Source organism: Pseudomonas sp. TJI-51, assembly GCF_000190455.2.
Classification (GTDB): Bacteria; Pseudomonadota; Gammaproteobacteria; order Pseudomonadales; family Pseudomonadaceae; genus Aquipseudomonas; species Aquipseudomonas juntendi.
This window is the reverse complement of record NZ_AEWE02000081.1, coordinates 63426-74621: the sequence shown is the minus strand read 5'-3', so window position 1 is coordinate 74621 and position 11196 is coordinate 63426. Positions and strand designations below refer to the sequence as shown.

At 62.0% G+C, this 11196-nt stretch carries 10 protein-coding genes; 8 read left to right on the top strand and 2 right to left on the bottom strand.

Going from position 1 to position 11196, the window contains the following annotated elements:
* From G1E_RS18165 to G1E_RS18150, 4 genes are all read left to right on the top strand, one after another.
* Positions 1-864: amino acid ABC transporter substrate-binding protein (locus G1E_RS18165; protein ID WP_047149993.1), on the top strand; the 864-nt coding region annotated here is incomplete at its 5' end.
* A gap of 67 nt (positions 865-931) precedes the next feature.
* Positions 932-2110 carry an amino acid ABC transporter permease gene (locus G1E_RS18160; RefSeq protein ID WP_009684449.1) on the top strand — a complete coding sequence of 393 codons (1179 nt, stop codon included), beginning with the start codon at positions 932-934 and terminating at the stop codon, positions 2108-2110.
* Between the two features lie 10 nt (positions 2111-2120).
* On the top strand, positions 2121-3218 hold the full coding sequence (locus G1E_RS18155; protein WP_009684448.1) for an amino acid ABC transporter permease: 1098 nt from the start codon (positions 2121-2123) through the stop codon (positions 3216-3218).
* Positions 3219-3228: 10 nt separating this feature from the next.
* The gene (locus tag G1E_RS18150; RefSeq protein ID WP_003251792.1) at positions 3229-3993 is read left to right on the top strand and encodes an amino acid ABC transporter ATP-binding protein; all 765 of its coding nucleotides are present in this window, start codon (positions 3229-3231) and stop codon (positions 3991-3993) included.
* A 31-nt stretch (positions 3994-4024) separates the two neighbouring features.
* Here G1E_RS18150 and algW read toward each other — a convergent pair whose 3' ends face one another.
* Positions 4025-5185, bottom strand: coding sequence for a Do family serine endopeptidase AlgW (algW, locus tag G1E_RS18145; protein ID WP_009684447.1), 1161 nt, complete (start codon positions 5183-5185; stop codon positions 4025-4027).
* A 168-nt stretch (positions 5186-5353) separates the two neighbouring features.
* Here algW and G1E_RS18140 point away from each other — a divergent pair, with 168 nt between their 5' ends.
* The 3 genes from G1E_RS18140 to cysN all read left to right on the top strand — a co-directional run bounded on the left by G1E_RS18140 (position 5354) and on the right by cysN (position 9221).
* Positions 5354-6112, top strand: a complete 759-nt coding sequence (locus tag G1E_RS18140) for a Nif3-like dinuclear metal center hexameric protein (protein WP_009684446.1) — start codon at positions 5354-5356, stop codon at positions 6110-6112.
* 273 nt (positions 6113-6385) lie between these two features.
* Entirely contained in the window at positions 6386-7303 is a 918-nt protein-coding gene (gene cysD / locus G1E_RS18135; protein ID WP_009684445.1) for a sulfate adenylyltransferase subunit CysD, read from the top strand.
* Between the two features lie 16 nt (positions 7304-7319).
* Positions 7320-9221 carry a sulfate adenylyltransferase subunit CysN gene (cysN, locus tag G1E_RS18130; protein WP_009684444.1) on the top strand — a complete coding sequence of 634 codons (1902 nt, stop codon included), beginning with the start codon at positions 7320-7322 and terminating at the stop codon, positions 9219-9221.
* A gap of 96 nt (positions 9222-9317) precedes the next feature.
* Here the strand turns inward: cysN and G1E_RS18125 are convergent, their stop codons facing one another.
* Positions 9318-9797, bottom strand: a complete 480-nt coding sequence (locus G1E_RS18125) for an Lrp/AsnC family transcriptional regulator (protein WP_009684443.1) — start codon at positions 9795-9797, stop codon at positions 9318-9320.
* 127 nt (positions 9798-9924) lie between these two features.
* Between G1E_RS18125 and G1E_RS18120 the strand changes: the two genes are divergently transcribed.
* On the top strand, positions 9925-11121 hold the full coding sequence (locus G1E_RS18120; protein WP_047149989.1) for a methionine gamma-lyase: 1197 nt from the start codon (positions 9925-9927) through the stop codon (positions 11119-11121).
* Positions 11122-11196 lie beyond the last annotated feature (75 nt).

Sequence of the window (11196 nt, the reverse complement as noted above, 5' to 3'; positions counted from 1 at the left end):
GGCAAGATCATCGGTATCGACGCCGATGTCTGCCGCGCCGTGGCCGCTGCCGTGTTCGGCGACGCCAACAAGGTCAAGTTCAGCCAGCTCAACGCCAAGGAACGCTTCACGGCCCTGCAATCGGGTGAAGTTGACGTGCTGTCGCGCAACACCACCTGGACCAGCTCGCGCGATGCCGGCATGGGCCTGGTGTTCACCGGTGTCACCTACTATGACGGCGTCGGTTTCCTGGTCAACAAGAAGCTCGGTGTTTCCAGTGCCAAGGAGCTCGATGGCGCGACCATCTGCATCCAGGCAGGGACTACCACCGAACTGAACGTGTCGGACTTCTTCCGGGCCAATGGCCTGAAGTACACCCCGATCACCTTCGATACCTCTGACGAAAGCGCCAAGTCGCTGGAGTCCGGTCGTTGCGATGTGTTGACGTCCGACAAGTCGCAGCTGTTTGCCCAGCGCTCCAAGCTGGCCGCACCGACCGAATATGTGGTGCTGCCGGAAACCATCTCCAAGGAGCCACTCGGCCCGGTGGTGCGCAAAGGCGACGAAGACTGGTTCAGCATCGTCAAGTGGACCCTGTTCGCCATGCTCAACGCCGAAGAGGCGGGCATCACCTCGAAGAACGTCGAGGCTGAAGCCAAAGCTACCAAGAACCCTGACGTGGCCCGCTTGCTGGGTGCGGACGGCGAGTACGGCAAGGACCTCAAGCTGCCCAAAGACTGGGTAGTGCAGATCGTCAAGCAAGTCGGCAACTACGGCGAAGTGTTCGAGAAGAACCTGGGCCAAGGTACCGACCTGAAGATCGACCGTGGCATGAACGCCCTGTGGAACAACGGCGGCATCCAGTACGCGCCACCTGTGCGCTGATGGCTGCACCCTGCGGCGGCATCCGGCCGCCGCAGGTTGTTCGAATCCCTATTTTCCGGGGCACTTCATGCAAAATCATATTGGCGCACAAAAGGGTTTATCCCTGAGCGATCCACGTGTGCGCGCGTGGCTGTTCCAGATTCTCACCATCGTTTTCGTGGTCGGTCTGGGCTGGTACCTGTTTCACAATACGCAAACCAACCTGCAACACCGGGGTATCACCTCGGGCTTCGACTTCCTCGATCGCAGTGCCGGCTTCGGCATCGCCCAGCACCTGATCCCCTATGTGGAATCGGACAGCTATGCACGGGTGTTCGTCATCGGCCTGCTCAACACCCTGCTGGTCACCTTCATTGGCGTCATCCTGGCGACCATCCTGGGTTTCATCATCGGTGTGGCACGCTTGTCGCCGAACTGGATGATCAACAAGCTGGCGACGGTGTACGTGGAGACCTTCCGCAACATTCCGCCGCTGCTGCAGATCCTGTTCTGGTACTTCGCCGTATTCCTGACCCTGCCGGGACCGCGGGGCAGCATCAACCTCAACGACCTGTTCTTCATCAGCAACCGTGGCCTGAACATGCCTGGTGCCTCCATGGCGGACGGTTTCTGGCCATTTGTCGCGGCGTTGGCGGTGGCGGTGGGGGCGGTCTGGCTGATGGTGCGCCTGGCCAACAAACGCTTCGACGAGACCGGTGTACCGTTCCACAAGTTCTGGGCCGCGCTGGCGCTGTTGCTGGTCATTCCAGGCCTGAGCGTGCTGCTGTTCGGCTGCCCGGTCACGTGGGAGGCACCGCAGCTCAAGGGCTTCAACTTCGTCGGTGGCTGGGTGCTGATCCCCGAATTGCTGGCGCTGACCCTGGCGCTGACGATCTATACCGCCGCCTTCATCGCCGAGATCGTGCGCTCGGGCATCCGTTCGGTCAGCCACGGCCAGACCGAGGCGGCGCGCTCGCTGGGGCTGCGCGAAGGGCCAACCTTGCGCAAGGTGATCATCCCCCAGGCCTTGCGGGTGATCATTCCGCCACTGACCAGCCAGTACCTGAACCTGGCGAAGAACTCGTCGCTGGCGGCCGGCATCGGCTACCCGGAGATGGTCTCGCTGTTCGCCGGTACCGTGCTCAACCAGACCGGCCAGGCCATCGAGGTGATCGCCATCACCATGAGTGTCTATCTCGCCATCAGCATCAGCATTTCGCTGCTGATGAACTGGTACAACAAGCGCATTGCGCTGATCGAGCGGTGAGGATACGCCTGTGAATGCCCATGTTTTCAAACCCGATATGCCGCCACCGGTGAAAACCGTCGGCGTACTCGCATGGATGCGTACCAACCTGTTCTCCAGCTGGTTGAACACCCTGTTGACCCTGTTTGCCCTCTACCTGATCTGGCTGATCGTGCCACCGCTGTTGCAGTGGGCACTGATCGACGCCAACTGGGTTGGCACCACCCGCGCCGACTGCACCAAGGACGGCGCCTGCTGGGTGTTCGTGCAGCAGCGCTTCGGCCAGTTCATGTACGGCTACTACCCCGTCGAGCTGCGCTGGCGGGTCGACCTGACGGTATGGCTGGCAGTGCTTGGCGCAGCGCCGTTGTTCATCAAGCGCTTCCCGCGCAAGGCCCTCTATGGCCTGGGCTTCCTGGTGCTTTACCCGCTGCTGGCCTACACCTTGTTGCACGGTGGCCTGCTGGGCCTGAGCAACGTGTCCACCAGCCAGTGGGGCGGGCTGATGCTGACCTTGGTGATCGCCACCGTGGGCATCGTCGGCGCTTTGCCCCTGGGCATTCTGCTGGCCTTGGGGCGGCGTTCGAGGATGCCGGCGGTGAAGGTGGTGTGCGTGACCTTCATCGAGTTCTGGCGCGGCGTGCCGCTGATCACCGTGCTGTTCATGTCTTCGGTGATGCTGCCGTTGTTCCTGCCTGAGGGCATGAGCTTCGACAAGCTGCTGCGGGCGATGATCGGCGTGATCCTGTTCCAGTCGGCCTATGTCGCCGAAGTGGTACGCGGTGGCCTGCAAGCCATCCCCAAGGGCCAGTACGAAGCGGCCGCAGCCATGGGCCTGGGGTACTGGCGGGCGATGGGCCTGGTGATCCTGCCGCAGGCGCTCAAGCTGGTGATCCCTGGCATCGTCAACACCTTCATTGCCCTGTTCAAGGACACCAGCCTGGTGATCATCATCGGCCTGTTCGACCTGCTGAACAGTGTCAAGCAAGCCGCCGCCGACCCGGCCTGGCTGGGTATGGCTACCGAGGGCTACGTTTTCGCTGCTCTGGTGTTCTGGATTTTCTGTTTCGGTATGTCCCGCTACTCCATGCACCTGGAGCGCAAGCTGGACACTGGCCACAAGCGTTAGGAGTTTCGAAATGAGTGAAGCGATCAAGCAGCCTGCCGGCCCCGAAGGGATCATCCAGATGCAGGGTGTGAACAAGTGGTACGGTCAGTTCCATGTGCTCAAGGACATCAACCTCAATGTTCGCCAGGGCGAGCGTATCGTGCTGTGCGGGCCGTCCGGCTCGGGCAAGTCCACCACCATCCGTTGCCTCAACCGCCTGGAAGAACACCAGCAGGGGCGCATCGTGGTCGATGGCGTGGAGCTGACCAACGACCTCAAGCAGATCGAGGCGATCCGCCGTGAAGTGGGCATGGTGTTCCAGCACTTCAACCTGTTCCCGCACCTGAGCATTCTGGAGAACTGCACCTTGGCGCCGATGTGGGTGCGCAAGATGCCGCGCCGCAAGGCCGAAGAGATTGCCATGCATTACCTGGAGCGGGTACGTATCCCGGAGCAGGCGCACAAGTACCCGGGGCAGTTGTCTGGTGGCCAGCAGCAGCGCGTGGCGATTGCCCGGGCGTTGTGCATGAAGCCGAAAATCATGCTGTTCGACGAACCCACTTCGGCCCTGGACCCGGAGATGGTCAAGGAAGTGCTCGATACCATGGTGGGTCTGGCCGAAGATGGCATGACCATGCTCTGCGTGACCCACGAGATGGGCTTTGCCCGCACCGTGGCCAACCGGGTGATCTTCATGGATAAAGGTGAAATCGTCGAGCAGGCGGCACCGGATGACTTCTTCGACCGGCCGCGTAGCGACCGGACCAAGTTGTTCCTCAGCCAGATCCTGCATTGATACAGCCGGGGCCGCAAAGCGGCCCCGATGTTTACTTCTCTTCTTGTGGGGCAGCGGGTGCCGGTGGCGGCCGCAGCCCCACCTCGGCCACCAGTTTGAGCTGCTGCCCGTTACGCATCACCTCGATGGTGATCTTTTCGTTCGGTTTGATCCGCGCCACCTGGTTCATCGACTTGCGCCCGTCACCTGCCGGTTCGCCGTTGATGCTCAAGATCACGTCCCCCAGCTGCAGCCCGGCCTTGGCCGCCGGCCCTTCGCGGAAGATGCCTGCAACCACGATGCCTGGGCGGTCCTTCATGCCGAACGACTCGGCCAGTTCCTGGCTCAGTGGCTGCACTTCGATACCCAGCCAGCCGCGGATCACCTGGCCGTGCTCGACAATCGACTTCATCACCTCCAGTGCCAGCTTGACCGGGATGGCGAAGCCAATGCCCTGCGAGCCACCAGACTTGGAGAAAATGGCCGTGTTGATGCCGACCAGGTTGCCGTTGGCATCGACCAGCGCACCACCGGAGTTGCCCGGGTTGATCGCGGCGTCGGTCTGGATGAAGTCTTCGTAGTTGTTCAGGCCCAACTGGTTGCGGCCGGTGGCGCTGATGATGCCCATGGTCACGGTCTGGCCAACGCCGAACGGGTTGCCGATGGCCAGCGTCACGTCACCGATATGGATGGTGTCGGAGCGGCCAATGGTGATGGCGGGCAGGTTCTTCAGGTCGATCTTCAATACCGCCAGGTCGGTCTCCGGGTCGCTGCCAATGACCCGGGCCAGGGTCTCGCGGCCATCCTTCAAGGCCACCACGATCTGGTCGGCGCCACTGGTGACGTGGTTGTTGGTCAGCAGATAGCCCTCGGGGCTCATGATCACTGCCGAGCCCAGGCTCGATTCCCAGCGGCGCTGCTTGGGCAGGTTGTCGCCGAAGAAGCGGCGGAACTGCGGGTCTTCGAACAGCGGGTGGGCGCTCTTGTTGACCACCTTGGTGGTGTACAGGTTGACCACCGCCGGGGCCGCGAGGGTCACGGCGTCGGCGTAGGATACCGGGCCCTGCATGATCTTCGTGGTCTGCGGTGCCTGCTGCAGGTTGACGTCCTGGCTGGGCAGGCCGACCCATTCCGGAAACCGCTGGATGATCAGCACGGCGATCAATACGCCGGTAAGCAGGGGCCAGCCAAAGTAACGCAAAGCCTTGAACATGAACGAGTCCTGAAAAGAGCGGGGGCCAGTGGCCGCGCGGTGGGGCATGAGCGCGCGCGATCATACACCGGTTCCCCCAGTGCCGGCGACGGCCCATAATGGCCGGCATTATACGGGCGTTCCCTGTGCGTTGTGCCTGGGGAGTGTGCAGTTTTCGAGGAGATTTTCATGGCCGTCGCGCTAAACACCCTGGTTGAAGAAGCCGAGCGTTACCTGGGCAGCGCCAGGATCCAGGACTACTGCCCCAATGGCCTGCAGGTCGAAGGCCGGCCGCAGGTCAGCCGTATCGTCAGCGGTGTCACCGCCAGCCAGGCGTTGCTGGATGCCGCGGTCGAGGCCGAAGCCGACCTGGTGCTGGTGCACCACGGCTACTTCTGGAAGGGCGAAAACCCCTGCATCACCGGCATCCGCCAACGCCGCCTGAAAACCTTGCTGAACAACGACATCAGCCTGCTGGCATTCCACTTGCCGCTGGATGTACACCCTGAGGTGGGCAACAACGTGCAGCTGGCGCGGCAACTGGAGATTACCGTCGAAGGGCCGCTTGACCCGGAGAACCCCAAGGTGGTCGGGCTGGTCGGTTCGCTGGCCGAGCCGGTGACCGCCCGCGATTTTGCCCGGCGCGTGCAGGAGGTGCTGGGGCGTGAGCCGCTGCTGGTCGAAGGCGACGAAATGATCCGCCGGGTCGGCTGGTGTACCGGGGGCGGGCAGGGCTATATCGACACGGCGATTGCCGCCGGGGTAGACCTGTACCTGACCGGTGAGGCATCGGAGCAGACCTACCACAGTGCGCGGGAGAATGGCGTCAGCTTCATCGCTGCCGGGCACCATGCCACCGAGCGGTATGGGGTGCAGGCGCTGGGTGATTACCTGGCGCGGCGGTTTGCCGTGGAACACCTGTTCATCGATTGCCCGAACCCGATCTGACCTCACTGGCCCCTTCGCGGGCACGCCCGCTCCCACAGGGGATCGCGCATTTCTCGAGTTCAGCGGCAAACGTGTGGGAGCGGGCGTGCCCGCGAAGGGCTGCAAAGCAGCCCCAGTAACGCTTAATTGAACAGGCATCAGCCTAACACCCAGTCATATCGTTAGACTTTTTCGATCTAGCTGGCCGCCTAAATAGAAGCAGCCGCTGTGATACAGTGACCCGCTCGAACACGGCCCGCAGGCCGTCCATAAGATCGTTTTTCGTGAGTAGCCATGGTCGACAAACTGACGCACTTGAAACAGCTGGAGGCGGAAAGCATCCACATCATCCGCGAGGTGGCCGCCGAGTTCGACAACCCGGTGATGCTGTACTCGATCGGCAAGGATTCCGCCGTGATGCTGCACCTGGCGCGCAAGGCCTTTTTCCCGGGCAAGCTGCCGTTCCCGGTCATGCACGTCGACACCCAGTGGAAATTCCAGGAGATGTACAGGTTCCGCGACAAGATGGTCGAGGAAATGGGCCTGGAGCTGATCACCCACGTCAACCCCGAGGGTGTGGCGCAGGGCATCAACCCGTTCACCCATGGCAGCTCCAAGCACACCGACATCATGAAGACCCAGGGCCTGAAACAGGCGCTGGACAAGCATGGTTTCGACGCCGCCTTTGGTGGTGCTCGCCGCGACGAAGAGAAGTCGCGGGCCAAGGAGCGTGTGTACTCGTTCCGTGACAGCAAGCACCGCTGGGACCCGAAGAACCAGCGCCCCGAGCTGTGGAACGTGTACAACGGCAAGGTCAACAAAGGTGAGTCGATCCGCGTCTTCCCGCTGTCGAACTGGACCGAACTGGACATCTGGCAGTACATCTACCTCGAAGGCATCCCGATCGTGCCGCTGTACTTCGCTGCCGAGCGTGAAGTCATCGAGAAGAACGGCACCCTGATCATGATCGACGACGAGCGCATCCTCGAACACCTCTCCGAGGAAGAGAAAGCCCGCATCGTCAAGAAGAAGGTGCGTTTCCGTACCCTCGGCTGCTACCCGCTCACGGGCGCTGTCGAGTCGGAGGCCGAAACGCTCACCGACATCATTCAGGAAATGCTCCTGACGCGCACTTCCGAGCGCCAGGGCCGGGTCATCGACCACGATGGCGCCGGTTCCATGGAAGACAAGAAACGTCAGGGCTACTTCTAATTTTCAGGGTTACTCCATGTCGCACCAATCCGATTTGATCAGCGAAGACATCCTCGCTTATCTGGCTCAGCACGAGCGTAAAGAACTGCTGCGTTTCCTCACCTGCGGCAACGTGGATGACGGCAAGAGCACCCTGATCGGGCGCCTGTTGCACGACTCCAAGATGATCTACGAGGACCACCTCGAGGCCATCACCCGCGATTCGAAAAAGTCTGGCACCACCGGCGAAGAGGTCGACCTGGCGCTGCTGGTAGACGGCCTGCAGGCCGAGCGTGAGCAGGGCATCACCATCGATGTCGCCTACCGCTATTTCTCCACCGCCAAGCGCAAGTTCATCATCGCCGACACCCCGGGCCACGAACAGTACACCCGCAACATGGCCACCGGCGCATCAACCTGTGACCTGGCGATCATCCTGGTCGATGCCCGCTATGGCGTGCAGACCCAGACCCGCCGCCACAGCTACATCGCGTCGCTGCTGGGCATCAAGCACATCGTGGTCGCGGTCAACAAGATGGACCTGAAGGGCTTCGATGAAGGCGTCTTCGAGGCCATCAAGGCGGACTACCTGAAGTTTGCCGAAGCCATCAACCTGACCCCGAGCAGCCTGCACTTCGTGCCGATGTCGGCGCTCAAGGGTGACAACGTGGTCAACCACAGCGAACAATCGCCGTGGTACACCGGCCCGACCCTGATGGAAATCCTCGAAACCGTCGAAGTGTCGGCTGACCGCAACTTCACCGACCTGCGTTTCCCGGTGCAGTACGTCAACCGGCCGAACCTGAACTTCCGCGGTTTTGCCGGCACCCTCGCCAGCGGCGTGGTGCACAAGGGCGACGAAATTGTCGTACTGCCGTCGGGCAAGAGCAGCCGGGTCAAGTCCATCGTCACCTATGAAGGTGAACTGGAAAGCGCCGGCCCAGGCCAGGCCGTGACCCTGACCATGGAAGATGAGATCGACATCTCCCGTGGCGACCTGCTGGTGCATGCCGACAACGTGCCGCCGGTCACTGACCAGTTCGACGCCATGCTGGTGTGGATGGCCGAAGAGCCGATGCTCCCGGGCAAAAAGTACGACATCAAGCGCGCCACCAGCTACGTGCCGGGCTCGATTGCCAGCATCACCCACAAGGTTGATGTGAACACCCTCGAGAAGGACGCCGCCAGCGCCCTGCAGCTGAACGAGATTGGCCGCGTCAAGGTATCCCTGGACAGCGCCATTGCCCTGGACGGTTACGACAGCAACCGCACAACCGGCGCGTTCATCGTCATCGACCGCCTCACCAACGGCACCGTCGGCGCCGGCATGATCATCGCCCAGCCAGTCTTGCCGCATGGCAGCACCGGCCAGCATGGCAAGCAGGCCCACGTGTCTACCGAGGAGCGCGCCCTGCGTTTCGGTCAGCAGCCAGCCACCGTGCTGTTCAGTGGCCTTTCTGGCGCCGGCAAGAGCACCCTGGCCTATGCCGTTGAGCGCAAGCTGTTCGACATGGGCCGTGCAGTGTACGTGCTCGACGGGCAGAACCTGCGCCATGACCTGAACAAGGGCCTGCCGCAGGACCGCGCTGGCCGCACCGAAAACTGGCGCCGTGCCGCCCATGTGGCGCGCCAGTTCAACGAAGCCGGCATGCTGACCCTGGCGGCGTTCGTTGCCCCGGATGCCGAAGGCCGCGAACAGGCCAAGGCGCTGATCGGCAAGGATCGCCTGGTAACGGTTTACGTCCAGGCGTCCCCACTGGTTTGCCGCGAGCGTGACCCACAGGGCCTGTACGCTGCCGGTGGCGACAACATCCCAGGCGAAAGCTTCCCGTTCGATGTGCCGCTGGATGCCGACCTGGTGATCGACACCCAGGCCACCAGCGTGGACGAAGGCGTTAAACAGGTGTTGGACGTACTGCGTCAGCGTGGTGCGATCTAAGCGCTGGCCTGCACTACCAAAAACCCCGCTCCGGCGGGGTTTTTTTGTGCAGGTTGTCTCACGCCTGGTGATGCGCCAGGGGGGCGTGCTTGCCGTTCAGATGTGGTGTTCCGATACAGGAATTACCCGGCGCTCCTTGACGGCCTTGTAGGAAAAGCTCGAATAGATCTCCTTCACCCCCGGCAACCGCTGCAGCACCTCGCGGGTGAATTCGCCGAACGATTCCAGGTCCCTCGCCAGAATCTCCAGCAGAAAGTCGTAGCGCCCAGAGATGTTGTGGCAGGCGACGATTTCGGGAATTTCCATCAGCCGCTGCTCGAACGCCAGGGCCATGTCCTTGGTGTGCGAGTCCATCATGATGCTGACAAATGCAGTGACGCCGAAGCCCAGTGACTTGGGCGAGAGCACGGCCTGGTAACCGGTGATGTAGCCGTTGTCCTCCAGCAGTTTGACGCGGCGCCAGCAGGGCGAGGTGGTCAGTGCCACCTGGTCGGCGAGTTCGGCAACGGTGAGGCGGGCGTTGTCCTGCAGGGCGGCCAGCAAGGCGCGGTCGGTGCGATCGAGGCTCGAAGGCATGTTTTGCCCTCCTGCTTGTTTGATTGTTGTTTTCTTTCCACCAAGCAGGCCGCTATGTGGGCTACTTTGGAAAAATTCGGGCAGCTCGGTGGCATAAGCTTATAGCAAACCACAAGAGGCTGTTGCCATGCGCGACTCCCATAACAACACCGGTTTTTCCACGCGAGCCATCCACCACGGCTACGACCCGCTGTCCCATAGTGGCGCGCTGGTGCCGCCGGTTTACCAGACCGCCACCTATGCCTTTCCCACTGTTGAACACGGCGCAGCGTGCTTTGCCGGGGACGTGGCAGGGCATTTCTACAGCCGCATCTCCAACCCCACGTTGGCGCTGCTGGAGGAGCGCATGGCTTCGCTGGAGGGTGGTGAGGCAGGCTTGGCGCTGGCGTCGGGGATGGGCGCGATTACCTCGACGATCTGGACCCTGCTGCGCCCCGGCGACGAACTGATCGTGGGGCATACCTTGTATGGGTGCACCTTTGCGTTTCTGCATCACGGCATTGGCCAGTTCGGGGTGAAGGTCCGTCACGTCGACCTCAATGACGCCAAGGCTTTAAGGGCGTCCATCACCCGCAAGACACGCATGATCTACTTTGAAACGCCAGCCAATCCCAACATGCAGCTGGTGGATATCGCGGCGGTCGCCGACGTGGCCCGTGGGCATGACTTGCATATCGTGGTCGACAACACCTATTGCACGCCCTACCTGCAGCGGCCACTGGCGCTGGGGGCGGACCTGGTGGTGCATTCGGCGACCAAGTATCTCAGTGGCCATGGTGATATCACCGCGGGGTTGGTAGTGGGGCGCAAGGCGCTGGTCGACCGTATTCGTCTGGAAGGGCTGAAAGACATGACCGGGGCGGTGCTGTCCCCGCATGACGCGGCTTTATTGATGCGCGGGATCAAGACCCTTGCACTGCGCATGGACCGCCACTGCGCCAACGCACTGGAGGTGGCGCAGTTCCTGGCTCGGCAGCCTCAGGTCGAGCTTATCCACTACCCGGGCTTGCCATCGTTCGCCCAATACGAGCTGGCGCAGCGGCAGATGCGTTTGCCGGGCGGGATGATTGCTTTTGAGCTCAAGGGTGGCATCGAGGCCGGGCGCAGGTTCATGAACGCACTGCAGCTGTTTGCCCGGGCGGTTAGCCTGGGGGATGCCGAATCGTTGGCGCAGCACCCGGCGAGCATGACCCATTCCAGCTATACGCCAGAGGAGCGGGCGCATCACGGGATCTCGGAGGGGTTGGTGCGCTTGTCGGTGGGGTTGGAGGATGTGGAAGACCTGCTGGCGGATGTCGAGCAGGCATTGCAGGCTTGCAGCTAGGTTGTTTGGGCTGGCCGTTCCGTAGAACAGTACATAACTTATTGATTTAGCAGGGTCCTGTGGGAGCGGGCGTGC

Excerpts from the sequence above, each read along its gene's own strand:
- G1E_RS18125 (WP_009684443.1), bottom strand. The coding sequence starts at position 9,797 with ATGCCTTCGAGCCTCGATCGCACCGACCGCGCCTTGCTGGCCGCCCTG.
- algW (WP_009684447.1), bottom strand. The coding sequence starts at position 5,185 with ATGTTCAAGGCTTTGCGTTACTTTGGCTGGCCCCTGCTTACCGGCGTA.
- G1E_RS18120 (WP_047149989.1), top strand. The coding sequence starts at position 9,925 with ATGCGCGACTCCCATAACAACACCGGTTTTTCCACGCGAGCCATCCAC.
- cysD (WP_009684445.1), top strand. The coding sequence starts at position 6,386 with ATGGTCGACAAACTGACGCACTTGAAACAGCTGGAGGCGGAAAGCATC.
- G1E_RS18150 (WP_003251792.1), top strand. The coding sequence starts at position 3,229 with ATGAGTGAAGCGATCAAGCAGCCTGCCGGCCCCGAAGGGATCATCCAG.
- G1E_RS18160 (WP_009684449.1), top strand. The coding sequence starts at position 932 with ATGCAAAATCATATTGGCGCACAAAAGGGTTTATCCCTGAGCGATCCA.
- G1E_RS18140 (WP_009684446.1), top strand. The coding sequence starts at position 5,354 with ATGGCCGTCGCGCTAAACACCCTGGTTGAAGAAGCCGAGCGTTACCTG.
- cysN (WP_009684444.1), top strand. The coding sequence starts at position 7,320 with ATGTCGCACCAATCCGATTTGATCAGCGAAGACATCCTCGCTTATCTG.